Raw genomic sequence first — 23,928 nt, forward strand, 5'->3', positions numbered from 1 at the left:
GACACAGATGAGCATTTCAAAGCAAGAGAAGATGAAATTATTACTTGAGCAAATTCAGCTTTCGGAAAAATCGATTCAAGCGTATTTTGCCTCAAGTTATTTAGAAAAAGTAGAGATTTATAAAACCGAAAAAAAATGGCATTTTTATATCCATATTGAAGATGTTCTTCCATTTGATGAATATTTGTATTTGTATCAGTCCTTACAAAAAAGTTTCTCATCGATTGCTGAGAAGGTAGAGCTGACATTACTTACAGATAATAAGCAATGTAGCGAAAAAGATATAAGTTTTTATTGGAAACATTTTTTGACGACCACAACGATGTTACCCGCGCATCAAGAGATGATGATGAAACAAACGCCACGTATTGAAGATAATAAGATTATGTTAACTTCAAGAAATGAAACGGAATCAAATATATTGAAGAAAAGATTAGAACCTGCTTTCGGCCAGTTTTGCTATAGTATTGGTTCCAAGCCATATTCGATTGAATTGGAAGTAAAGGCGAACCAAGAAGAAATGCAAGCTTTTCAGGATAATAAAGCAAAAGAAGATCAAGCACTTGTTCAGAAAACCGTACAGGAAAAAGAAAAACGAGATAAAGAAAAAGATACACCTGTAAACCAGCCATTAGCGATTGGTTATAAGATTCAAGATGAACCAGTAGAAATGAATCAAATCCTGGAAGAAGAAAGAAGAATTACTGTTCAAGGCTATGTATTTGATTGTGAAATTAGAGAGTTAAGGTCTGGCCGCAGTCTGTTGATTATTAAAGCAACTGATTATACAGATTCGTTACAAATCAAAATGTTCTCCAAAGGCGATGAGGATGTCAGTAAGTTTCAATCTGTTAAAAAAGGTATGTGGGTGAAGGCAAGAGGAAGCATCCAAACCGACATGTACACAAATGAGTTAGCAATGATGGCAAAAGATATTCATGAGGTACAAGTTAGGGAAAGACAGGATGAAGCGAGAGAAAATGAAAAAAGAGTAGAGTTACACGCACATACAACCATGAGTCAAATGGATGCAGTTGTTTCTCCAGATGCTTTGGTTGAACAGGCAAGTAAATGGGGACACCCGGCCGTTGCAATTACAGACCACGCGGGGGTACAAGGCTTTCCAGACGCTTATTACGCGGGAAAGAAATATGGAGTAAAGGTTCTGTATGGCGTCGAGGCAAATCTAGTGGATGATGGTGTTCCTATTGCCTACAACGTGAGCGACCGTGATTTGCAAGAGGCAAGCTATATTGTCTTTGACGTAGAAACAACAGGGCTTTCTGCTGTATACGATACGATTATTGAATTAGCTGCTGTAAAGGTCAAAGACGGAGAAATCATTGATCGATTTGAGTCATTTGCGAATCCACACCATCCATTATCACAGACAACGACGGATCTAACTGGAATTACCGATGATATGGTAAAAGACGCACCAGAAATAAGTGAGGTGCTAAAAGATTTTCAGACTTGGATGGGCGATGATATTTTAGTTGCTCATAACGCAAGCTTCGATATGGGCTTTTTAAATCAGGGCTTTAAAAAGATTGGTCTTGAAAAAGCAGCAAATCCGGTTATTGACACATTGGAGTTAGCAAGATTCTTGCTTCCCGAACTGCGCAATCACCGCTTAAACACACTGTGTAAGCATATGGATATTGAGCTTACGCAACATCATAGAGCCATTTATGATGCGGAAGCTACGGGATATCTGTTATGGAAGCTTGTAAAAAAATTAATCGAAAAAGAAATTACGAATCATCAGGAATTAAATAATCATATGGGAGAGAACAACGCATACCAGCGTTCAAGGCCTTACCATTGTACAATTCTCGCGCAGACACAGGAAGGTTTGAAAAATCTTTATAAGATTGTTTCACACGCACATATCCATTACTTCTATCGTGAGCCAAGAGTGCCAAGGTCCTTGCTGCAAAAATACCGGGAAGGACTATTAATTGGAAGTGCCTGTGATAGAGGAGAAGTCTTCGAAACCATGATGCAAAAATCCGAAGAAGAAGCCGAACAGGTTGCGGAATTCTATGATTATATCGAAGTACAACCGCCAGAAAATTATATTCACCTGGTGGACAAGGATTTAGTACAAAATGAAGCGCAGATTGTAGATATATTGCGAAAGCTTGTTAACCTTGGCGAGCGTATGAATAAATTAGTAACAGCGACTGGAAATGTACACTATCTGCAAGATTTTGATAAGCAATACCGTCAAATTTTAATTGCATCCCAAGCCGGTAATCCATTAAATCGACAAACATTGCCTAATACACCGTTTCGAACAACGAATGAAATGCTTAACTGTTTTGCTTTCCTAGGGGAAAAGAAAGCAAAAGAAATCGTTATTCAAAATACGCAGCAGCTGGCAAATGAGATAGAAGATATTTCTCCTATTCAAGACGGCTTGTTTACTCCAAAAATTGAAGGAGCAGAACAAGAAATGCGTGATTTATGCTATAGCATGGCTAAAAAAATATATGGGGAACCAATACCTGAAATTGTTTCCAGCCGGTTAGAGAAAGAGCTTGAAAGTATTATTGGAAATGGGTTTGCCGTTATTTATTTAATTTCGCATAAGCTTGTTAAAAAATCATTGGATGATGGTTATCTTGTAGGTTCGAGGGGATCTGTAGGTTCCTCCTTTGTTGCGACGATGACAGAAATTACAGAAGTAAACCCGCTTGCACCGCATTATGTCTGCCCAAATTGTAAATACTCGGAGTTTTATACAGATGGTTCTGTTGCCAGTGGCTTTGACTTAGAGGATAAAGATTGTCCGAAATGCGGTGAAGCCTTAAAAAAAGATGGACAGGATATTCCATTTGAGACCTTCTTAGGTTTTAAAGGAGATAAAGTGCCTGATATTGATTTGAACTTCTCTGGAGACTATCAGCCGCGTGCCCATAACTATACCAAAGAGCTGTTTGGTGTAGATAATGTGTACAGAGCAGGTACGATAGGAACTGTAGCTGAAAAAACCGCTTATGGATATGTAAAAGGCTATGCTTCAGACCATCAGCTTGTATATAAAAATGCAGAAATAGATCGGCTTGTGCAGGGGTGTACAGGGGTTAAAAGAACAACAGGTCAACACCCTGGAGGAATTATAGTTGTTCCAGATGATAAAGAGATTTATGACTTTACACCAATACAGTTCCCGGCAGATGACCGAAACAGTGAATGGAGAACCACACATTTTGATTTCCATTCTATTCACGATAATTTGTTGAAACTAGATATACTTGGACACGATGATCCAACGGTTATTCGTATGCTGCAAGATTTGAGCGGTATTGATCCCAAAACGATTCCGACAGATGATGAAGAAGTGATGAAGATTTTTGGAGGAACGGAATCTTTAGGCGTTACTCCAGAGCAAATTCAGTGTAAAACCGGAACATTGGGCGTACCTGAATTTGGTACGAAATTTGTTAGACAAATGCTTGAAGATACAAAACCGAAGACATTTGCAGAACTATTGATTATATCTGGATTATCCCATGGGACAGATGTATGGTTGGGAAATGCCCAAGAATTAATTAATGATGGAATTTGCGAGCTGCCGGATGTTATCGGATGTCGTGATGATATTATGGTGTATTTAATGCATAAAGGATTAGATCCTTCGTTAGCCTTTACAATCATGGAGTTTGTTCGGAAAGGTAAAGGGCTAAAAGATGAATGGATTGAGGAAATGAAAAAAAATAATGTTCCAGATTGGTACATCGAGTCATGTAAGAAGATTAAATACATGTTCCCGAAAGCTCACGCAGCAGCTTATGTACTAATGGCTGTGCGGATTGCTTATTTTAAGGTGCATTATCCAATTTTATTTTATGCTGCCTATTTCACTGTTCGTGCAGATGATTTTGAATTAGACACCATGATTAAAGGCTCGGATGCCATTCGTAAGCGTATGGAAGAAATTAGTTATAAGGGGAACGATGCTTCTCCGAAAGAGAAAAACTTACTTACTGTTTTAGAGCTTTCATTAGAAATGTGTGAGCGTGGATTATCTTTTAAGAAAGTTGATTTATATAAATCAAGCGCTACAGAATTTATTGTGGATGGGGACACATTACTTCCGCCTTTTAATGCGGTAGATGGTATAGGTACCAATGCAGCAATAAATATTGTTAAAGCACGTGAAGAAGGCGAATTTTTGTCGAAAGAAGATCTGAGAGAAAGAAGTAAAATTTCTAAAACAGTTCTAGAGTATTTAGATAATCATGGATGCTTAGAAGGAATGGAAGAAAAAAACCAGCTCTCTTTATTCTAATAGAACATGGCTGCAAAACTGCGAAATTGATAACCTAAAAGAATTGATGGATAAAGTCAGCTCTTTTCGGAAAAACTTATTATAAGAGGGTAGATTATCTGCCATAAAAACGGTAAGAGGTCTGTTTTAGTGGTTTGCAAAGGGTTATAGAATGTGCTATACTATTTTTGGTTAGAATGTTCGATACGTACGAATGAAAAGAGTGGGTGCATGCCCACTCTTTATTCATACCTCGCCTAAACAAGACTTTCTGTTACCCCTCGCCGTTTTTTTTAGGCAGGGGTTTTATATTGAATGAAGGCGTCAGGACATTGTTAAAGGAGGTTTACACTTGAGTTCCAAGGTAATTGATATAACAACTGAATTAGTTAGTCCAATTTTAGAAGAGAAAAATTTAGAATTAGTTGACATTGAATATGTAAAAGAAGGCAAAAATTGGTTTCTGCGTGTTTATATTGACAAAGAAAGCGGTATTGACATTGTAGAGTGTGGCGAAGTCTCTGAGTTGTTAAGTGAAAAGCTGGATGAAGCTGATCCGATTACAGAAGCTTATTTTTTAGAAGTATCTTCCCCAGGAGTTGAAAGACCATTAAAATCTTTAGAAGACTTGAAAAAGAATATTGGCAACAATGTTTTTGTAAAGTTATATGAGCAAATTGATGGTGAAAAGACGTATGAGGGCATCCTGCAAAACGTAGAGAATGATACTGTTTGTATTGAATACAAAGTAAAAACCAGAAAGAAAACAGTGGAGATACCTTATCAAAAAATAGCAAAAGCAAGACTTGCAGTTTCATTTTAATAAAAGTGCAAGAAGAACATCTAGAAGGGGGAAAAGAAAAAGTGAGCACGCAGTTGTTTGATGCGATTGATCATTTAGCAAAAGAAAAAGGAATTGACAAGGATATTTTAATGGAGGCATTGGAAGCGGCACTTATTTCTGCTTATAAAAAGAATTTTAAATCTGCATCGAATGTCCGGGTAGAGCTAAATGAAACTACAGGAAAAATGGCTGTTTATGCAAGAAAAACAGTTGTTGAAAATGTAGAAGACCCACAACTGGAAATATCTATTGAAGAAGCTAAAAATATCAGTCCAAGTTATGAATTAGAGGATATTATAGAAGTAGAAGTAACACCAAAAGATTTTGGACGTATTGCTGCACAAGCCGCCAAGCAAGTTGTAACGCAGCGTGTTCGTGAAGCAGAGCGTGGCGTTATTTTCTCAGAATATATAGATAGAGAAGAAGATGTGATGACAGGAATTATCCAACGTAAAGATTCACGTTTCGTCTATGTAAATCTCGGGAAAATTGAAGCTAAGTTAGCAGAAGCAGAGCAAATGCCGACAGAAGAATATCATATTCATGACCGTCTAAAAGTATTTGTGACCAAAGTTGAAAATACAAGTAAGGGACCACAAATCTATATTTCTCGTTCACATCCAGGTCTATTAAAACGATTATTTGAAATGGAAGTTCCGGAAATTTATGATGGAATTGTTGAAATTAAATCCGTTGCGCGTGAAGCCGGAGACCGCTCTAAAATTTCTGTTCATGCTCCAGACCCAGAAATAGATCCAGTAGGCTCATGTGTAGGTCAAAAAGGTCAGCGTGTGCAAGCGATTGTAACAGAATTAAAAGGTGAAAAAATCGATATTGTTGAGTGGTCAGAAGATCCGGTTGTGTACGTATCGAATGCACTAAGTCCTTCCAAAGTATTGAAAGTTTCTGTAGATGAAGAAGAAAAAGCAACGACGGTAATTGTTCCTGATTACCAATTATCACTAGCAATTGGTAAGAGAGGGCAAAATGCACGTTTAGCTGCAAAACTTACTGGTTGGAAAATTGATATAAAAAGTGAGTCTGATGCACGTGCAGAAGGTTTACTGGATGATGTAGAATTAGAAGAAGCTTATTCTGACAATGATCAAGACCTGTTTGAATAAGGAGGTATGACACTTGAAGAAGAAGAAAAAAGTGCCAGAGAGAAAATGTGTTATTACAAATGAAATGAAGCCTAAAAAAGATTTAATTCGCATTGTTCGTAATAAAGAGGGAGAAGTGTTCGTTGATGAAACTGGGAAGAAAAACGGACGCGGAGCTTACCTTTCCAAAGATAAGTCTGTGATTGAACAGGCTCGGAAAACAGGTATACTTAACAAAACATTGAATGCAGAAATAAGTCCAACAATCTACGATGAGTTAGAAGCTTTAGTAGAGGGAGATTGAAATGAATCCTAACTATTTGAACATCATTGGTCTCGCTGTTCGAGCAGGGAAGTGTTCAACAGGAGAAGATACTATTGTAAAGGATATTCGCAAAGGTCGTGCAAAGCTTGTTTTATTGGCAGAAGACATTGGGCCGCAAACAAAAAAGAAACTTTCGGATAAATGTGCCTCGTACAATATTCCGTATCGATTTGTTGATAACCGAAATGTTTTATCGCAAGCAATCGGGAAAGAACAGCGTGTAGCTATAGCAATATTAGATTCAGGCTTTGCAAAAAAACTCCTTTCTCTATTAACTAGGAAAGTATAACCTTTTCGTGAATGAACTCCCAGGCTATGGATATAGCTGTCTAGCTCCGAGCGCCAAACTTTAGAGGAGTTACGTCGCATATGCTTATGGGGTAAGTCTTTATCTCTCAGCCAAAAGGTGATGGAAAGCTGGTTAAACCTTATCTTAGCGCGATGTCCGCATACCTCTAAGGAAATTCAATAAATGTCGAACCACCCCCCAAAGAACGGGGGTGCAATCTCTACATTTAGGTAGGCGCTCTGTGCTTTTAGTTCGTTGGATAAATTAATCCGGGGGTGAACGTATGAGCAAAATACGTGTATATGAATATGCAAAGAAAAATAACATTGCGAGTAAAGAAGTCATTCAATTTTTAAAAGATAAAGATATAGAAGTTTCTAATCATATGTCTACTATTTCTGATAAAGAGATTAAACAATTGGATGAAAGATTTAACCCGCAACCAAAACAAGATAACAAGAATAATCAAGTAAATACAGATAAACAACAAAAGAACAAAAAAGCAACAAATAAATCAAATGCAGATAAGCATACTAAAAAAGATAATCCTAAAAATAATAAACAAACATCCTCTAAAAGAGGTAAACAACAACATTCACAAAAGGGGCAGTCATTAGTGAAAGAGACTCCAAGTAAAATTACGTACCATGGTACATTAACTGTACAAGATTTAGCTGAAAAACTTCAGAAAGAACCTGCAGAACTCATCAAGAAATTAATGTTTATGGGTGTTATGGCTACGAAAAACCAAGACCTTGATGATGATGCTATAGAGTTAATTTGTGAAGAATATCATGTTGAGGTTGAAAAAGAAATTATTTTAGAAGATACAGACCTCGACAAATATATTGAAGAAGACGATAGTGATAAATTACAAGAACGTCCTGCTGTTGTTACAATAATGGGACACGTTGACCATGGAAAAACAACATTATTAGATGCTATCCGCCATACTAAAGTTACAGCAGGAGAGGCTGGCGGTATTACACAGCATATCGGAGCCTATCAAGTTGAAAATGATGGAAAGAAAATTACATTCTTAGATACACCTGGTCACGCTGCATTTACAAGTATGCGTTCTCGCGGTGCCCAAGTAACAGATATCGCCATTTTAGTTGTTGCGGCAGACGATGGCGTTATGCCACAGACAGTGGAAGCTATTAACCATGCAAAAGCTGCTGAGGTACCAATTATCGTAGCGGTTAATAAAATGGATAAAGAAGGTGCAAATCCAGACCGCGTGATGCAGGAATTAACGGAACATGAATTGATTCCTGAAGATTGGGGCGGCAGTACCATCTTCGTTAATCTCGCTGCAATTAAAGGAGAAGGTATTGACGATCTCCTGGAAATGATTTTATTAGTTGCAGAAGTTGAGGAATTGAAGGCAAATCCAGATGCGAGAGCTTTTGGTACAGTGATTGATGCACAATTAGATAAAGGCAGAGGGTCTGTAGCAACACTGCTTGTTCAAAACGGAACATTACATGTAGGAGATCCACTAGTTGTCGGCAATACGTATGGTAAAGTTCGTGCAATGGTAAATGATCTCGGACAACGTGTTAACCAAGTAGGTCCATCAGCTCCAGTTGAAATTACTGGTTTACAAGATGTTCCTCAAGCAGGTGACCAATTTCTTGCGTTTGCTGATGAGAAAAAAGCGCGTCAAATTGGTATCGCACGTCAAGAGAAGAAAATTGATGAAAGTCGCGGCGGACAATCAACAGTCAGCTTAGATGATTTATTTGAACAAATTAAGCAAGGTGAAATGAAAGAATTAAATATTATTGTGAAAGCAGATGTGCAAGGATCTGTTGAAGCATTAGCTGCTTCTTTACGTAAGATAGAAGTAGAGGGTGTGAATATTAAAATCATTCATACGGGTGTCGGAGCGATTACAGAATCTGATATTATCTTGGCATCTGCATCAAATGCGATTGTTATTGGTTTCAATGTTCGTCCTGATGTTAATGCGAAAAGAGCCGCAGAATCCGAAAAAGTTGATTTACGTCTTCATCGTGTTATTTACAGCGCAATTGAAGAAATTGAAGCAGCTATGAAAGGTATGCTTGATCCGGAATACGAAGAAAAAGTTATTGGTCAAGCGGAAGTACGTGAAACGTTCAAAGTGTCACGTATTGGTACGATTGCAGGAAGTTATGTTACAGAAGGAAAAATTACGAGAGATGCTGGCATTCGCCTCATTCGTGATGGCGTTGTTCTTTATGAAGGTGAATTACTTGCCTTGAAACGTTTTAAAGACGACGTAAAAGAAGTACAAAAAAATTACGAATGCGGTATTACACTGAATAATTTCAATGATATTAAAGAAGGCGACGTTATCGAAGCCTATGTAATGGAAGAAATTGAACGTAAATGATTGTCTATGCAGAAGTAGAGTGTATGCTGTATGAAGGGAATTCATTAAAAGCCAAACGCTCCGTATTAAAGCGGATCATTAATAAGCTGCGCCAATCTTTTAACGTTTCTGTAACAGAGCTCGAATTTCACGATATGTGGCAACGAACGAAACTTGGGATTGTTATTATTTCGACGGATTATGTGCATGCCGAAAAAGTAATACAACAAGCTTTAAACACCATAGATACTTTTTCTGAATTAGAAAGAACCATTACAAATATAGAACGATTATAAAATGAAATCTTAATCAGCGGGAGTTTTCTACCCCCGCTGAATGGGATTACGGTTACTCGCCCCATTAAATAGAGTATTCACCGTGGTAATGAAAATGTATAGAGTTATGTGAGGTGAGATAAATGGCTGAATTAAGAGCCCATCGAGTTGCAGAGCAGATGAAAAAAGAATTAGGTGATATCTTATCAAGAAAAATTAAAGATCCGCGCGTTGGTTTTGTGACGGTTACTGATGTAGAAGTAACCGGCGACCTACAACAAGCTAAGATTTTTATTTCGGTATTAGGTGATGAGAAGAAAAAGCAAGAAACATTATTAGGACTTGCAAAAGCAAAAGGATTTATCCGTTCAGAAATTGGCAAGCGAATACGTTTGCGCAAAACGCCTGAACTTACCTTTGAATTTGACGAAGCAATAGAGCAAGGTAACCGAATAGATTCTATTCTTAGAGATCTAAATAAGTAATGTGAGAAAACTGATCCTTCTGCGCTTTCTAGGCAAGGATCAGTTTTTTACTACATAAATTGAATTTATATTTTCAGCTGGAAAGGATGTGCTTTCACCATGAATGGTATCCTGCCTCTTTGGAAACCCAAAGGAATGACTTCTTTTGATTGTGTAGCGAAATGCCGCCGCTATTTCAATACAAAAAAAGTAGGCCACACAGGAACACTGGATCCAGAAGTAGAAGGCGTTTTACCAATTTGTATTGGCAACGCTACAAAAATTGTCCCATTTCTTACGGATACAAAAAAGATTTATCTTGGTACAGTAGCATTAGGGACAACAACAGAAACAGAAGATGCAACAGGAAAAGTGATAGAGGAAAAAGAAGTTGTTTCTATGCCCACGAAAACAGAAATAGAGAACGCTTTACAGAAATTTCAAGGTGCCATCCAACAAATTCCACCAATGTATTCTGCGGTGAAAGTAAATGGAAAAAAACTTTATGAATATGCAAGAGCAAATGAAGAAGTAGAAAGACCAGTTAGAGAAGTCTTCATTCATGATATACAGCTTTTGGCCATCGATGATAAAAAAAATACCTTTGACTTGTATGTGGAATGCTCAAAAGGTACGTATATCCGTACTTTGTGTGTGGATATTGGGAAGGTATTAGGTTATCCAGCACATATGCATCAACTGGAACGCATAAAAACCGGTAGTTTTTCCAAGAAAAATACGGTAACTTTTGCTATGATAGAAGAAGCAGCTGCAGAGAACAAACAAGAGCAGCTTTTAAGCCCAATTTCAGAAGGATTAGGTCATCTCTTGCATAAAGAAGTAAATGAAGCGTTAAAGGTCCGCATAAAAAATGGTCAGAAATTAGCCATTAGCGATGCTCCTAAGACTGACGAACCGTTTGTGTTTACGAACAACCAAGAAGTGTTGGCGATTTACGGAAGGCATCCGGAAAAGCCTGACCAAATCAAACCACTTAGGGTATTCTAACGAGAGAAAGTGCAGGTGAAGCAGGATGAAAACAATTGAATTATCCTATCCGCATACGTTATGCAAGGAAAGTTTACCTAAAACAGTTAGTGCGATTGGCTTCTTTGATGGGATCCACAAAGGTCATCAAAAAGTTATTCAGCAAGCTGTAAATAAAGCCAAGCAAAATAATATGGAGAGTGCAGTCATTACTTTTTTTCCTCACCCATCTGTCGTTTTAAGAAAAAATGTGCAGCATGTTAAGTACATAACAACCTCTTCAGAGAAACAAACGATATTGAAGAACCTTCAAGTGGATCGACTATACATTATTCGATTTAATCAAGAATTATCTAAACTCAGCCCGCAAGAATTTATAGATCATTTTATTATTGGGCTGAATATTAAACATCTTGTTGCAGGGTTTGATTACTCATTTGGCCATAAAGGAAAAGGGAAAATGAAAGACATGCATCTCTATGCTAGAGACTATTTTACTTGGGAAACAATTGGTAAGGTTACTTTAGATGAGGAAAAGATTAGTTCTACGAGAATAAGAGAAGAACTGGCTTCTGGCAATATGGAGCAAGCAGAGCAATTATTAGGACGGCCGTTTGCAACGACTGGATTGGTTGTTAAAGGTGCGCGTCGCGGCCGTGAGCTAGGGTACCCAACTGCTAATTTGTCTCTATCAAAAGACGCTCTGCTGCCCAAGCAAGGCGTCTATGCTACGCGTGTTCGCCATAAGGATAAAATATATGGCGGAATGGCGAATATTGGTACAAACCCTACATTTACAAAAAATCAAGAAGATATGTCTGTCGAAGTATACCTTTTTGATTTTGATGGTGATTTGTATGGGGAAGAATTGACGGTAGAATGGCTATCCTATACAAGAGAAGAGATAAAATTTGACTCGAAAGAAGCATTGATTGAAAGAATGAAACAAGATGATAAAGAAATTAGGGCTTATTTAGCAAATAAATAGACCTCTCGAACTGACTGCTGGATCCCCGCCTCAAGAAAAAAGTAAAATGTCATTTCTAGGGGGGAGAACGAACAGCCAGTAACGGCCCGATTGGTTCAACTACCAGTGGTTTTGTTTGGGCGAGTAATCGCAGTCCCATTCCGTGGGAATAAAAAGAACCCCCACGGAAATGAAGTTTCACTTTATACTTGATTTTTTTCTTCAAAAACGCTATCCTTATATTTGTACAACCATCGCTTGGCATCACGTAACTCCGACGTATGCTAGGGGATTGGGGATGACAAATAATATTTTTGGAGGTGCCATTATGGCAATTACACAAGAACGTAAAAACGAAATTATTAATGAGTACAAGGTTCATGAAACAGACACTGGATCTCCAGAGGTTCAGATTGCTGTCTTAACTGCAGAAATCACTGCATTAAACGAACATTTACGTACACATAAAAAAGACCACCATTCACGTCGCGGTCTTTTGAAAATGGTAGGTAAACGTCGTAATCTTTTAACTTACCTACGTAATAAAGATGTTACTCGTTATCGTGAATTAATCAAAAAACTTGGTTTACGTCGTTAATAACGCAAAAAGCAGGAGCAATCCTGCTTTTTCTTTTATGTTTAGAAACGTAAGCATGCATTCTTTAAACCGATAGAAAATAAATTAATCCCTAGGTACAGTTGAAAGTAGCGATTGATTCCTAGTAGGCTATCGTTTATGCTATAAAAAGAGATTCTTTTGTAAAATATAATATAGAAGAAAATTTGTACTAAATGAAGTGCTACATACACATTTTAATTGCTGTAGCCTTGAAAGGAGCAACAAAACTAATGGCAGATGAAAAAAAGCTATTCTCTACGGAGATTTCAGGAAAGAAATTTACGGTTGAAGTAGGGGAGCTGGCAAAACAGGCAAACGGGGCTTGTATGATACACTACGGAGACACTTCCGTATTATCTGTAGCAACAGCTTCCAAAGAACCAAAAGACTTACCGTTCTTTCCATTAACCGTTAACTATGAAGAAAGATTGTATGCAGTAGGAAAGATCCCTGGGGGGTTTATTAAGAGAGAGGGACGTCCTAGTGAGAAAGCAATTTTGTCCTCAAGACTAATTGACCGTCCAATTCGACCGTTATTCCCAGACGGATTTCGTAATGAGGTGCAAGTAATAAGTACGGTAATGAGCGTGGACCAAGATTGTTCTTCAGAAATAGCTGCAATGATTGGCTCATCCATAGCATTAAGTATTTCAGATATTCCTTTTGAACAGCCGATTGCAGGTGTCCATGTGGGACGCGTAAATGGAGAATTAATTATTAACCCTACAGTTGAACAAGAAGCAAAAAGTGATATTGATTTAACAGTTGCCGGAACGAAAGATGCTATTAACATGGTAGAGGCTGGTGCCGATGAAGTGCCAGAGGACGTTATGCTCGAGGCAATTATGTTTGGTCATGAAGAAATCAAACGTCTTGTTGCCTTCCAGGAAAAAATTGTCCAAGCTTGCGGCAAAGAAAAATTCGAAGTTACCGTTTCAGAATTAGATGAAGAACTTATGGCAAATGTCGAAGCAGAAGCAAAAGACAAGTTATTAGCTGCGATTCAAGTTGTCGAAAAACATGCTCGTGAAGAGGCAATTGATGCTGTTAAGAAAGAAATCATTGAAAAATATGAAGCAGAAGAGGCAGAAGAAGAAACCATTAAACAAGTTAAATCTGTATTAGATAAACTTGTTAAAGAAGAAGTTCGTCGTCTGATTACAAAAGAAAAAATACGTCCAGATGGCCGAAAAGTAGATGAAATCCGCCCATTATCTTCACGTATTCATGTTCTTCCACGTACGCATGGCTCTGGTTTATTTACTCGTGGACAAACCCAAGCTCTAAGTGTATGTACATTGGGAGCGCTAGGAGATGTGCAGATTTTAGATGGACTTGATTTAGAAGAAACGAAACGATTTATGCATCATTATAACTTCCCGCAATATAGCGTTGGGGAAACTGGGCCGATTCGTGGACCAGGCCGTCGTGAAATTGGCCACGGTGCGTTAGGAGAACGTGCTCTTGAAAAAGTAGTGCCGAATGAAAAAGACTTCCCTTATACAATCCGCCTAGTATCAGAAGTTCTCGAGTCGAATGGGTCTACTTCACAGGCAAGTATTTGTGCAAGTACATTAGCAATGATGGATGCGGGCGTGCCAATTAAAGCACCAGTTGCTGGTATTGCTATGGGCCTTGTTAAATCCGGGGACGATTATACGATTTTGTCTGACATTCAAGGAATGGAAGATGCACTCGGTGACATGGACTTTAAAGTCGCTGGAACAGAAAAAGGTGTTACAGCCTTGCAAATGGATATTAAGATTGATGGTTTATCAAGAGCTATTCTAGAAGAAGCACTTACGCAAGCGAAAAAAGGCCGTATGCATATTCTGGATTCTATGCTTCAAACAATCGATGAGCCAAAGGATGAGCTGTCTGAGTATGCACCAAAAATCTTAACAATGAATATTAATCCAGATAAAATTCGTGATGTCATCGGACCAAGTGGAAAGCAAATTAATCAAATCATTGATGAAACCGGTGTGAAAATTGATATTGAACAAGATGGGAATATCTTTATTTCATCAACAGATAGCGAAATGAATCAAAAAGCGAAGAAAATTATAGAAGATCTTGTACGTGAAGTTGAAGTTGGTCAATTGTATCTCGGTACGGTAAAACGTATTGAAAAATTTGGGGCCTTTGTTGAACTCTTTAAAGGAAAAGATGGACTTGTTCATATTTCCGAGCTTGCAGAAGAACGTACAAATAAAGTAGAGGACGTCGTATCTATTGGGGATCAAATTATGGTAAAAGTAAAAGAAATTGATCGCCAAGGAAGAGTCAATCTTTCTAGAAAAGCAGTTCTACAAGAACAAAAAGAAGAGAATTCCCAATCCTGAGAAGGGGTTAACACCAAAATCAGGGCTTGTATTAGCGGAAAAGCAGGACCGTAGATTTTGGTAGGAGCCATAAAAGGAAAGTTTTTACTTAGGGAAGAAGATATTCCCGCCAAAAAAGAAGCTGATTTTTTAATTCAGTTTCTTTTTTTTAACGTAATTAAAAAGGGATTGAACGCTTGGTTAAAACATAATTAAATCAGGCCTTTTCTCATTCACTAGAGGCTAAAAAATAAATTCATACTTGTCCCCGTCAAGCATAGAAATGATAAAGGGGAGGGATTAAGTATGAAGCGATACTTAAAGTATGTACATGTCCTTGTGTTTCTTATTTTAATTTTTACGGTATTTGATATACGATATAACCCTTTTCAAACGGATTCGGTAGTAATTGCTCCATTGGAAAGAGAAGTGTCCGTACCAAAAGACAAGCTGTATATGGAAATTGAGAATAAGAAAGAGGCTTACCAGGAAAATCCGGAAGACGCCTACATTGATTCTGTTTGGAAGAAAACGCCTGGACGGAATGGTTTAGAAGTGAATGTGGAGGAATCCTACCAGAAAATGAAACAAGCAGATAAATGGGATGAAGACTTACTTGTATATAATGAAACCTCTCCCAATATCTTATTAGAAGATTTACCGCCATCTCCAATCTATCGTGGACATCCGAAGAAGGAAATGGTTTCTCTTTTAATAAACGTTTCTTGGGGGGAAGCTTATATTCCTGAAATGCTCCAAATATTAAAAGATAATCAAGTGAAAGCAACTTTTTTTATAGAGGGTAAGTGGGCCCAAAATAATGCAAATATGGTTAAAATGATTGAGGAAGAAGGTCATTTAATCGGTAACCATGCCTATAATCATCCTGACATGAAAGCGCTCGGGAACAAAGATGCGTATACTCAGATAGAGGAAACAAATCAAATCTTGAAAACAATAACAGGGAAGCAGCCTAAATGGTTCGCACCGCCAAGCGGAAGTTATAAAGAGGAAACAGTGCAAACCGCAGCAGAACTGGAGATGGAAACAATTCTTTGGACAGTGGATACAATTGATTGGAAGAATCCATCTGTTTCGGTTATGGTTAATCGTATAGAAAATAATGTTCATCCTGGGGCAATGATTTTAATGCATCCCACACAAGCAACTGCTAATGGTTTAGAGCAAATGATTAACGTTATTAAAGAAAAAGGTTATAAAATAGGAACTGTAGAATCATTGTTAAGCGAATCGCGTTAACCAGGGTGTTTAGGAGGATATTCATTGATAGAAAAATATACAAGTAGTAATGGCGTACGTATTATATTAGAATCTATGCCGGCTGTTCGTTCAGTTACGATTGGAATATGGGTTAAAACAGGATCTAGAAATGAAACTATAGATAATAATGGGATTTCCCATTTCTTGGAGCATATGTTCTTTAAAGGGACAAAAACAAGAAGTGCACAAGATATCGCAGAAGCGTTTGACTCCATTGGCGGACAAATTAATGCTTTTACCTCTAAAGAATATACATGTTTTTATGCAAAAGTATTAGATACACATAAGGAATTAGCTCTTGAAATACTTGCAGATATGTTTTTCGGATCAAGCTTTAATGAGGAAGAAATGGAGAGGGAAAAGAAAGTAGTATACGAAGAAATCAAAATGTGCGAGGATACTCCTGATGATATTGTTCATGACCTTTTAGCGAAAGCAGCGTATGGCAACCATCCATTAGGATTTCCTATTCTCGGTACAGAGAAACAATTACAATCCTTTGACCAAAAACAATTACATAAATATGTAGAGGATAATTATACTCCAGATCGTGTAGTTGTTTCGGTGGCTGGTAATGTGTCTAGTTCATTTATAAAGGATGTCGATTCTTATTTTGGATCTTTTACAAGAAAAGCGAGTGAAGAAAAAATAACGAAGCCGGTATTTTTACAGGAAGCCATTTATCGAAGCAAGGATACAGAACAAGCCCATTTATGTCTTGGTTACCATGGTTATGAAGCAGGTAATAAGCATTTATATCCGCTATCTATTATGAATAATGTACTTGGAGGCAGCATGAGCTCACGCTTATTTCAAGAGGTGCGCGAGAAAAAAGGACTTGCGTATTCCGTCTTTTCTTATCATGCCTCATTTATAGATAATGGATTGCTGACTATCTACGCAGGGACAGGAAAAGATCAGCTTGAGCAACTAGAAGAAGTTATTTATTCTACGCTTGATCATTTTGTGAAACAGGGTTTAACAGAAAAAGAATTACGAAATAGTAAGGAACAGATCAAAGGAAATCTCATGTTGGGATTAGAAAGTACCAATAGTAGAATGTCACGGAATGGTCGAAATGAATTGTTATTGCAAAACCATCGTTCCTTAGACGACTTAATTTTAGAAATTGATGGCATTAACGACCAGCAAGTAAGTAACGTGATTCAAGAAGTATTAGAGCAAAAACCATCTCGAGCATTAATTGCTCCAAATGATTCAAAGGGGAGCAACACCAAAATCAATAGTTGAATAAATATGGTAGCGAAAACTAGCTAGCGGAGGAAAAATACGGAGACTCCTGTGGGAATGCGCAATGGTTTTCGGTGGGGCGAGTAATCGCAGTCCCAGTGTGAAGACCCCGCAGAAAAAGTGGTCTTCTTTTTTCTACCACAGGCATAAGTGCGACTATGCTTCTGTCTGCGCCTGTCGGCTTGACAGTCAGCAAGTCTTCTTTAAAGGAGGCTGAGGACAAGCCCACGGAAAGCGTAGTGTTTTTCTGGGGTTGCGATTACTCACCCCATCATAACCCGTCGCAGCGGTTACCTTTATCAATTTAAGCTTAATTTGTCAACCATGGGTTTTGGTGAAGAGCCATAAAAGGAGAGCATGTTTTTCCTGATTCGAACATATAGTGTATTAAAAACAAAAGGAGTTTTTCTATGGTACGCTTTCGAGATATGGGAGATAAGGAAATTATCAATGTAAACGAAGGCAAAAGGCTTGGTATGCTTGGGCAAACTGATTTAGAAATCAATCCTAAAACAGGTCAAATCGAGGCGTTTATTATCCCGAGTTACAAATGGTTCGGTCTTGTTAAAGAAGGTGAAGAGACCAAAATTCATTGGCGATCGATACGAAAAATTGGCGAAGATATGATAATGATTGATACAAAGCTGCCTGGAGAAGGGGAAGTTAACAGAATATAAAATAGTGAAGCTTGTTTATTTTGTTGGAAAAGGAAATTAGATATACCTTTTCCTAAGATAAACAAGCTTTTTATTCTGCGAGCGGTTATCATTTCTCTTATTTGCATATATGTAATGGAATATCACGAAAAAGGCTTGGCGAATGCCAAATTTTCAATAGTAGACTGTACTTTTATGGCTTAATTGTTCACCACCGACTTAAAAATTCATAAGCTATATCGAATCATGAATACGTTAAAAGTTGTCTGGAGGTTATACGTAAAATGAGTCGACAAGTTGCAGTGATAGGTGGAGATGCAAGATATTTAGAGTTGATAAAGATATTAAAAAGCAATGATGATAATGAAGTAATCCTTTGTGGGTTTGATAAACTGGAACAAGGATTTACAGGGTTAAATGAAGTAGAATTATATGAATTGGATCAAAGCAAGTTAGATGTTGTTATATTACCAATTACAGGTACGGATTCTAGCGGGAATATCGAAACCGTTTTTACAGATAAAAAAATAAATTTAAATGAAGCGTGGTTTCAAAAACTGAAATCCAGTTGTATTGTTTTTACAGGGATATCGAATGATTATTTAACAAACGTAACGAAAAAAGCAGGAATTACATTAGTACCTTTACTGGATCGGGACGATGTAGCCATTTACAATTCCATTCCGACTGCTGAAGGCGCAATTATGATGGCTTTCGAGCATACAGATCAGACAGTTCATTCCTCCCGGGTGATGGTTGTGGGATTTGGCAGAGTAGGAAATACGGTAGCGAATAAGTTCTCTGCGCTTGGAGCAAAAGTTTCCGTATGTGCGAGAAGTATCAGGGATCTGGCTCGCATAACAGAAATGGGGTTAAGAGCCATACCATTACATGAATTAAGCAACTATACAGATGATTGCGATATTTTAATTAACACCATACCAAGTTTGGTTGTTACAAAGGAAGCAATTAGAAATCTGCCAACGAATGCAGTTATTATTGATCTTGCATCGAAACCAGGAGGGACAGATTTTGATTTTGCGAAAAAACGTGGAATTAATGCGATGTTAGCGCGGAGTTTACCTGGTATTGTAGCACCTAGGACAGCGGGCAAGATACTGGCAAATGTCATTGAGCAGATTCTAGATGAGGAGCGTGAATGAGGATGAGTTTAACCAATAAGCGGATTGGATTTGGTTTAACAGGTTCGCATCATACCTTCCCTCATATTTTTCCGATTATGGAGGAATTAATCAATCAAGGTGCAGAAGTCATTCCCTTTATTACAGAAACCGTTCAATATACAGATACCAAGCATGGCAAGGCAAAGGATAATGTGGAAATGATTGAAAGAATAACGAATCATCCGGTAATCACAACCATTCCAGATGCAGAGCCTTATGGTCCGGATCAGCCGCTTGATGTGATGATTATTGCTCCGTTAACAGGGAATTCGATGAGCAAACTCGCCAATGCACACACGGATAACGCTGTCCTCATGGCAGCTAAGTCTACTTTACGGAACGAAAAGCCGATTGTGTTAGCAATAACGACCAATGATGCCCTCGGTTTAAATGCAAAAAATTTAGCTGTTTTGCTGAACGCGAAACATATGTATTTCGTTCCCTTTGGGCAAGATAACCCTTATCAAAAACCTTCCTCGCTCTCGGCAAAACTAAATCAATTAATACCTGCTGTAGAGACTGCATTAAAGGGAAAACAAATTCAGCCAATTATTGTACCTTATTCCTCGAAAAATGTGTTAAAATGAAGTTTAGTTGACATTTATTTAGTGGAGGGAGTTATTGGAATGGCAGAGCAACAAACATATAATGTAGCCATCGTAGGCGCTACAGGGGCAGTAGGTCAGAAAATCAAAAAAATACTAGAAGATAAGCATTTTCCAATAAAACAATTAAAGTTATTGTCTTCAGCTCGTTCAGCAGGAAAAGAAGAAACATTTCTTGGCGAGAAAATTATTGTAGAAGAAGCTACTCCAGAATCCTTTGAAGGTGTAGATATTGCATTATTTTCTGCAGGCGGATCTGTTTCTAAAAAATTAGCTCCGGAAGCTGTAAAAAGAGGAGCAGTAGTGGTCGATAATACAAGTGCTTTCCGTATGGACGAAAATGTACCGCTTGTGGTACCAGAAGTAAATCCCGAAGATATTGCTAATCATCAAGGGATTATCGCGAATCCAAACTGTTCTACCATTCAAATGGTTGCTGCTTTAAAACCGATTAAAGATGCTTTTGGAATAAGTAAGGTTATCGTTTCTACGTACCAAGCAGTATCAGGTGCAGGAAACGCAGCGGTAGATGAATTATATGAACAATCAAGAGATTATTTAGAAGGCAAAGAATTAAAGCCAGAGATTTTGCCTGTCAAAGGAGATAAAAAACATTTCCCTATTGCTTTTAACGCATTGCCACAAATTGATGTGTTTGAAGAAAATGGTTTTACCTTTGAAGAAATGAAAATGATTAATGAAACAAAGAAAATTATGCATGATGAGGAGTTACATGTTGCGGCCACTTGTGTGCGGCTTCCGTTTGCTACTTCTCATGCCGAAAGTGTTTATATTGAATTAGGTAAATCAGATGTAAAAGTGAAGGATATTTGGGATGTACTAGAGAGCGCAGATGGGATTGTCGTGCAAGATAATCCGGCTACTCAGGACTATCCGACACCGCAATCCGCGGCAGATAAAGAAGAAGTTTTTGTAGGACGCGTACGAAAAGACTTGGATAATCCACAAGGTTTTCATCTTTGGGTAGTATCTGATAACTTATTAAAAGGTGCTGCGTGGAATACAGTACAAATTGCCCAGGTTTTAGTGGAACGTAACTGGTTAAAAAAATAAATTTTAAGGCTTTTTTGGGAACAGTCATAGATGTTGGGAGGCCCTTCTTTTAACAGCTTCTATAATGGAACCTAAGCAAGAGCTTTACTTTTAAATGATGATGTAATAAATCTATTAGGCATCCATAGTTATTACTTGGATAGTGTTGAGGTGTTAATATTGCAAGTATTAGTACAAAAATTTGGAGGAACCTCTGTACAATCAGAAACCAATCGGGAACATGTTATTCGACATATTAAAGATGCACTTGTTCAAGAATATAAATTAGTCGTTGTTGTTTCTGCGCTGGGAAGAAAACCAGACCCTTATGCAACAGACAGTTTGCTAAGTTTAATAGACTTTCCAGCAAATAAAAATGATAGTCGAGAGATCGACTTACTTATGTCGTGCGGCGAAATTATTTCTTCTGTCGTGCTATCTAATGAGCTGCAAAAAAATCATGTTTCTGCGATAGCTTTAACTGGAGCACAAGCTGGTTTCGTAACAAGTGAAGATTTTAATCGAGCTAAAATAAAAGAGGTTAATCCAGCAAGAATCGTAAAGGAATTAGAAACACATGATGTCGTTGTTGTTGCAGGATTTCAAGGTCAAAGTGAATCTGGAGAAATAACAACCATCGGCCGCGGTGGCAGTGATACTTCAGCAGCTGCTTTAGGTGTCGCTTTAGAAGCGGAACGTGTAGAGATTTTTACAGATGTTGAAGGAATTATGACAGCGGACCCGCGTGTAGTTAAGAATGCTCGGCCGCTTGACGTTGTAACATATACAGAAATTTGTAATCTGGCTTACCAAGGTGCAAAAGTAATCCATCCAAGAGCAGTAGAAATTGCAATGCAAGGAAAAATACCAATGCGTATTCGTTCCACGTATTCAGAAAAATTAGGGACGCTGGTCACTTCTGCCCGCACGGAGGCAGAAGGAATGGATATTTCGGAGCGAATGATCACTGGAATCGCTCATATTTCTAATGTGACACAAATTAAGGTGCAAACCAAAGAGTCAGCTTATCGTGTGCAATCGGAAGTATTTAAAGCGATGGCTGAAGCAGGTATTTCTGTTGATTTTATTAATATTTCACCAACAGGGGTTGCCTATACTGTACCGGCGGAACTTACAGCAAAAGCAATTGAGATTTTAGAGGTGTTAGGTTTTCACCCTGAAATTACAGAAGGCTGTGCAAAAGTTTCAGCTGTTGGAGCTGGAATGACTGGAGTGCCAGGTGTGGCTTCCAAAATTGTGCAGGCATTAACAGACGCTGGAGTGCAAATATTGCAATCTGCAGATAGTCATACAACGATTTGGGTATTGGTACGTGATCATGAGCTAGTGACAGCTGTTAATGCATTACATGAGGTATTTGGTTTAAGTGCAGTAGAGGTACCTACTCTAAAATAAAGTGAAACTTCCTTCAGTGGGGGTTTTCTTTCATCCCCCACTGAAGGTTAGTTGAACGAATCGGGCCGTTACTGGCTGTTAGATCTCCCACTTAGAAATATAATTTTCTACTCATTTCTTGAAGTGGGAGTCTTACAAAAGCCCGTCGATGGGACGAGTAATCGCAGTCCCAGCCAGTTACACTGCGATAAACATCAAATGAAATAGGACATAGGGCAGGGAAGATGCTCTTTGTCCTTTTTTGGTTCAAAACCAAAATCTAAATCTATGGGTTGATAGTAAAGGATAAATATGTTAATCACGTCTAGCTAGCGAAGGAAAAACACGTAGACTTCTGCGGGGAAAACGGTTGCTCATAACAAATTCATTATAATTGTCATCCATAGATTTTGGTGAAGAGCCTTTTTTTATCCACCTTTTTTAATTACATACAATGAAACATCTATCCATCCTTCGTATTATTTTTAGCATTGTGCTTATACTAATCATAACAATAGCAGGAAGGGGTTTTATGATGAGTATAAATATGAATGATGATAAAGATAATGCTGAAAAAGAATCCGAACAGGAAGAAACGAATGCGTCTTCTTTAGTAGAGAAGATTCAACAACTTGGACAATCGAATGTTCCTCAAGCACCGGACTCCAATATTCATGTTTTATCTATTATTGGACAAGTGGAAGGGCATCTCCAGTTACCGCCGCAGAATAAAACAACGAAATATGAGCATTTGCTGCCACAACTGATTGCTGTTGAACAAAATCCCAAAATTGAAGGGCTAATTATATTATTAAATACAGTCGGTGGCGATGTTGAAGCTGGTTTAGCTCTTGCCGAAATGATCGCTTCTATGTCCAAGCCGACGACTTCTATCGTATTAGGTGGTGGACATTCGATTGGTGCGCCGATTGCAGTAGCTACAGACTATTCCTTTATTGTACCAACTGCAACAATGACTATCCATCCTGTCAGGTTGACGGGGCTAGTTATCGGTGTTCCACAGACTTTTGAATATCTTGATAAAATGCAAGAACGTGTCATTCAGTTTATTGTAGAGCACTCGAATATCGATACCGAAAAATTAAAGGATTTGATGTTTGCTAAAGGGAATTTAACACGTGATATTGGCACAAACGTGGTAGGTAAGGAAGCTGTGAACTATGGATTAATTGATGAAGTTGGTGGTGTTAAAGAAGCAATCCAGAAATTAAACAATCTGATTCAAGGGGAACAATCAAGAGAGGAAGGGGTTTCTTAATGATACTCTACACACCATTAGCCTATCAGGATATTTTTCCAGACGAATCGAATGAAGAAATACAAGCAATTGAGTGGCAAGGAAGAACGGTATTTGTATCGAAAAATCAAGATAATAAATATCAAATTAACCAACTGATTTCTAGTGATCCGAATGATTATTTAAATCCTGATTTTTTACCAGGAAGAATTATCAGTTGATGGTAATCTATGCTATAATAGAAAAATAATAAAAAGATAAACCATTTAACAATTTGACAATAATGGATGACATAACAACTGGAACAGCAGCCTTTTTAGGAGATAACTCGGAAAAGAAGAACAAAACCCTTGTTTTCCATATGGATTTTCTCTGTGATATAAAGGGAACTGATTCCAGTTTCCTTGTTTGTT

Annotated in this window: 21 protein-coding genes; all 21 read left to right on the forward strand. The window is 37.9% G+C overall.

The genetic code is table 11. The features are described from left to right. Positions 1 to 7: 7 nt before the first annotated feature. The 21 genes from KI343_RS02885 (at position 8) to KI343_RS02985 (ending at position 23,736) form a co-directional block, all read left to right on the forward strand. Positions 8 to 4,297 carry a PolC-type DNA polymerase III gene (locus tag KI343_RS02885; RefSeq protein ID WP_212924937.1) on the forward strand — a complete coding sequence of 1,430 codons (4,290 nt, stop codon included), beginning with the start codon at positions 8 to 10 and terminating at the stop codon, positions 4,295 to 4,297. A gap of 331 nt (positions 4,298 to 4,628) precedes the next feature. Beyond that, on the forward strand, positions 4,629 to 5,099 hold the full coding sequence (rimP, locus tag KI343_RS02890; RefSeq protein ID WP_212924938.1) for a ribosome maturation factor RimP: 471 nt from the start codon (positions 4,629 to 4,631) through the stop codon (positions 5,097 to 5,099). A gap of 41 nt (positions 5,100 to 5,140) precedes the next feature. Further along, positions 5,141 to 6,244: a transcription termination factor NusA gene (gene nusA, locus KI343_RS02895; RefSeq protein WP_212924939.1), complete on the forward strand. Its 1,104-nt coding sequence runs from the start codon at positions 5,141 to 5,143 to the stop codon at positions 6,242 to 6,244. Between the two features lie 13 nt (positions 6,245 to 6,257). Next, positions 6,258 to 6,527 (forward strand): RNase P modulator RnpM, encoded by a 270-nt coding sequence (gene rnpM, locus KI343_RS02900; RefSeq protein WP_212924940.1) that lies wholly within the window; start codon positions 6,258 to 6,260, stop codon positions 6,525 to 6,527. 1 nt (position 6,528) lies between these two features. Next, positions 6,529 to 6,837, forward strand: a complete 309-nt coding sequence (locus tag KI343_RS02905; RefSeq protein WP_212924941.1) for a YlxQ family RNA-binding protein — start codon at positions 6,529 to 6,531, stop codon at positions 6,835 to 6,837. Positions 6,838 to 7,120: 283 nt separating this feature from the next. Next, on the forward strand, positions 7,121 to 9,217 hold the full coding sequence (infB, locus tag KI343_RS02910) for a translation initiation factor IF-2 (protein ID WP_212924942.1): 2,097 nt from the start codon (positions 7,121 to 7,123) through the stop codon (positions 9,215 to 9,217). Then, complete coding sequence (locus KI343_RS02915) at positions 9,214 to 9,492, forward strand: DUF503 domain-containing protein (protein ID WP_212924943.1); 279 nt, start codon at positions 9,214 to 9,216, stop codon at positions 9,490 to 9,492. The genes infB and KI343_RS02915 overlap by 4 nt, the downstream gene beginning before the upstream one ends. 122 nt (positions 9,493 to 9,614) lie before the next feature. Continuing rightward, positions 9,615 to 9,956, forward strand: a complete 342-nt coding sequence (gene rbfA / locus KI343_RS02920) for a 30S ribosome-binding factor RbfA (protein WP_042534967.1) — start codon at positions 9,615 to 9,617, stop codon at positions 9,954 to 9,956. A gap of 99 nt (positions 9,957 to 10,055) precedes the next feature. After that, complete coding sequence (truB, locus tag KI343_RS02925; protein WP_212924944.1) at positions 10,056 to 10,943, forward strand: tRNA pseudouridine(55) synthase TruB; 888 nt, start codon at positions 10,056 to 10,058, stop codon at positions 10,941 to 10,943. Positions 10,944 to 10,968: 25 nt separating this feature from the next. Further along, the gene (locus KI343_RS02930) at positions 10,969 to 11,910 is read left to right on the forward strand and encodes a bifunctional riboflavin kinase/FAD synthetase (RefSeq protein WP_212924945.1); all 942 of its coding nucleotides are present in this window, start codon (positions 10,969 to 10,971) and stop codon (positions 11,908 to 11,910) included. A 307-nt stretch (positions 11,911 to 12,217) separates the two neighbouring features. After that, the gene (gene rpsO, locus KI343_RS02935; protein ID WP_212925037.1) at positions 12,218 to 12,487 is read left to right on the forward strand and encodes a 30S ribosomal protein S15; all 270 of its coding nucleotides are present in this window, start codon (positions 12,218 to 12,220) and stop codon (positions 12,485 to 12,487) included. Positions 12,488 to 12,738: 251 nt separating this feature from the next. After that, positions 12,739 to 14,853: a polyribonucleotide nucleotidyltransferase gene (gene pnp, locus KI343_RS02940; protein ID WP_212924946.1), complete on the forward strand. Its 2,115-nt coding sequence runs from the start codon at positions 12,739 to 12,741 to the stop codon at positions 14,851 to 14,853. Between the two features lie 285 nt (positions 14,854 to 15,138). Next, on the forward strand, positions 15,139 to 16,092 hold the full coding sequence (locus tag KI343_RS02945; RefSeq protein ID WP_212924947.1) for a polysaccharide deacetylase family protein: 954 nt from the start codon (positions 15,139 to 15,141) through the stop codon (positions 16,090 to 16,092). Between the two features lie 24 nt (positions 16,093 to 16,116). Next, positions 16,117 to 17,364 (forward strand): M16 family metallopeptidase, encoded by a 1,248-nt coding sequence (locus tag KI343_RS02950; protein ID WP_212924948.1) that lies wholly within the window; start codon positions 16,117 to 16,119, stop codon positions 17,362 to 17,364. A gap of 410 nt (positions 17,365 to 17,774) precedes the next feature. After that, complete coding sequence (locus KI343_RS02955; RefSeq protein WP_212924949.1) at positions 17,775 to 18,041, forward strand: YlmC/YmxH family sporulation protein; 267 nt, start codon at positions 17,775 to 17,777, stop codon at positions 18,039 to 18,041. 263 nt (positions 18,042 to 18,304) lie between these two features. Further along, positions 18,305 to 19,183, forward strand: coding sequence for a dipicolinic acid synthetase subunit A (gene dpaA / locus KI343_RS02960; RefSeq protein WP_212924950.1), 879 nt, complete (start codon positions 18,305 to 18,307; stop codon positions 19,181 to 19,183). 2 nt (positions 19,184 to 19,185) lie between these two features. Then, positions 19,186 to 19,791, forward strand: coding sequence for a dipicolinate synthase subunit B (gene dpaB / locus KI343_RS02965; protein ID WP_212924951.1), 606 nt, complete (start codon positions 19,186 to 19,188; stop codon positions 19,789 to 19,791). A 39-nt stretch (positions 19,792 to 19,830) separates the two neighbouring features. Further along, positions 19,831 to 20,883 (forward strand): aspartate-semialdehyde dehydrogenase, encoded by a 1,053-nt coding sequence (gene asd / locus KI343_RS02970; protein WP_212924952.1) that lies wholly within the window; start codon positions 19,831 to 19,833, stop codon positions 20,881 to 20,883. 159 nt (positions 20,884 to 21,042) lie between these two features. Next, complete coding sequence (gene dapG, locus KI343_RS02975) at positions 21,043 to 22,278, forward strand: aspartate kinase (RefSeq protein WP_212924953.1); 1,236 nt, start codon at positions 21,043 to 21,045, stop codon at positions 22,276 to 22,278. Between the two features lie 514 nt (positions 22,279 to 22,792). Beyond that, the gene (locus KI343_RS02980) at positions 22,793 to 23,536 is read left to right on the forward strand and encodes a ClpP family protease (RefSeq protein WP_280530106.1); all 744 of its coding nucleotides are present in this window, start codon (positions 22,793 to 22,795) and stop codon (positions 23,534 to 23,536) included. Continuing rightward, entirely contained in the window at positions 23,536 to 23,736 is a 201-nt protein-coding gene (locus KI343_RS02985; RefSeq protein WP_212924954.1) for a YlzJ-like family protein, read from the forward strand. Before KI343_RS02980 ends, KI343_RS02985 begins: the two co-directional genes overlap by 1 nt. The last annotated feature ends 192 nt before the right edge of the window (positions 23,737 to 23,928 follow it).

Source organism: Oceanobacillus sp. J11TS1 (genome assembly GCF_018333215.1).
GTDB lineage: Bacteria > Bacillota > Bacilli > Bacillales > Amphibacillaceae > Oceanobacillus.

Coding starts and splice junctions, on each gene's coding strand:
- rpsO (WP_212925037.1), top strand. CDS start 12,218: ATGGCAATTACACAAGAACGTAAAAACGAAATTATTAATGAGTACAAG.
- pnp (WP_212924946.1), top strand. CDS start 12,739: ATGGCAGATGAAAAAAAGCTATTCTCTACGGAGATTTCAGGAAAGAAA.
- rbfA (WP_042534967.1), top strand. CDS start 9,615: ATGGCTGAATTAAGAGCCCATCGAGTTGCAGAGCAGATGAAAAAAGAA.
- KI343_RS02930 (WP_212924945.1), top strand. CDS start 10,969: ATGAAAACAATTGAATTATCCTATCCGCATACGTTATGCAAGGAAAGT.
- KI343_RS02980 (WP_280530106.1), top strand. CDS start 22,793: ATGAGTATAAATATGAATGATGATAAAGATAATGCTGAAAAAGAATCC.
- KI343_RS02985 (WP_212924954.1), top strand. CDS start 23,536: ATGATACTCTACACACCATTAGCCTATCAGGATATTTTTCCAGACGAA.
- KI343_RS02905 (WP_212924941.1), top strand. CDS start 6,529: ATGAATCCTAACTATTTGAACATCATTGGTCTCGCTGTTCGAGCAGGG.
- KI343_RS02955 (WP_212924949.1), top strand. CDS start 17,775: ATGGTACGCTTTCGAGATATGGGAGATAAGGAAATTATCAATGTAAAC.
- KI343_RS02885 (WP_212924937.1), top strand. CDS start 8: ATGAGCATTTCAAAGCAAGAGAAGATGAAATTATTACTTGAGCAAATT.
- infB (WP_212924942.1), top strand. CDS start 7,121: ATGAGCAAAATACGTGTATATGAATATGCAAAGAAAAATAACATTGCG.
- dpaB (WP_212924951.1), top strand. CDS start 19,186: ATGAGTTTAACCAATAAGCGGATTGGATTTGGTTTAACAGGTTCGCAT.
- dpaA (WP_212924950.1), top strand. CDS start 18,305: ATGAGTCGACAAGTTGCAGTGATAGGTGGAGATGCAAGATATTTAGAG.
- asd (WP_212924952.1), top strand. CDS start 19,831: ATGGCAGAGCAACAAACATATAATGTAGCCATCGTAGGCGCTACAGGG.
- KI343_RS02915 (WP_212924943.1), top strand. CDS start 9,214: ATGATTGTCTATGCAGAAGTAGAGTGTATGCTGTATGAAGGGAATTCA.
- truB (WP_212924944.1), top strand. CDS start 10,056: ATGAATGGTATCCTGCCTCTTTGGAAACCCAAAGGAATGACTTCTTTT.
- KI343_RS02945 (WP_212924947.1), top strand. CDS start 15,139: ATGAAGCGATACTTAAAGTATGTACATGTCCTTGTGTTTCTTATTTTA.